This is a genomic window from Achromobacter sp. UBA5777, assembly GCF_002418565.1.
In the GTDB taxonomy this organism is placed as follows: domain Bacteria; phylum Pseudomonadota; class Gammaproteobacteria; order Burkholderiales; family Burkholderiaceae_B; genus Achromobacter; species Achromobacter animicus.
In genome coordinates this window covers 1-406 of sequence record NZ_DIEJ01000290.1, presented here as the reverse complement: position 1 = coordinate 406, position 406 = coordinate 1, and the positions used below count along the sequence as shown (strand labels likewise).

Sequence of the window (406 nt, the reverse complement as noted above, 5' to 3'; positions counted from 1 at the left end):
GGTCCAGTTTGTCGAGCAAGGCGCCCAGCTGCGCATTGCCTTCGGTCATGTCGCGGCCGATCAGCACGCAGCGCAACCCCGCATCGCGTCCATCGCGCACCAGCGCGGCCACGGCGCGCAGCAGGTTGGCGTGGTCCTTGAGCGGATCCCAGCGCGCCACGCAGCCGATTACGGGAGCGTCCTCGGACAGTCCCCATGCGGCGCGCACGCGCGAGCGCGCTTGCGGATCCGGCGCGTAGCGCGACAGGTCATAGCCGTTGGCGATCACGACCATGCGGTCGCGGCGGTAGCCTTTTTCGGCGTGGCGCTCCGCGGCATTCTGCGCCGCGCAGACGATCGCGCGCGGCACGCTGCCCGACAGCATCGCGCACGCGCGCAGCACCAGCCGCGCCGAGCGGCTGCTGCG

The 406-nt window shown here is 71.9% G+C and carries 1 pseudogene; it reads right to left on the bottom strand.

Going from position 1 to position 406, the window contains the following annotated elements:
• Positions 1–406 (bottom strand): annotated as a pseudogene (locus tag B3446_RS25165) (glycosyl transferase); the annotation flags it as partial.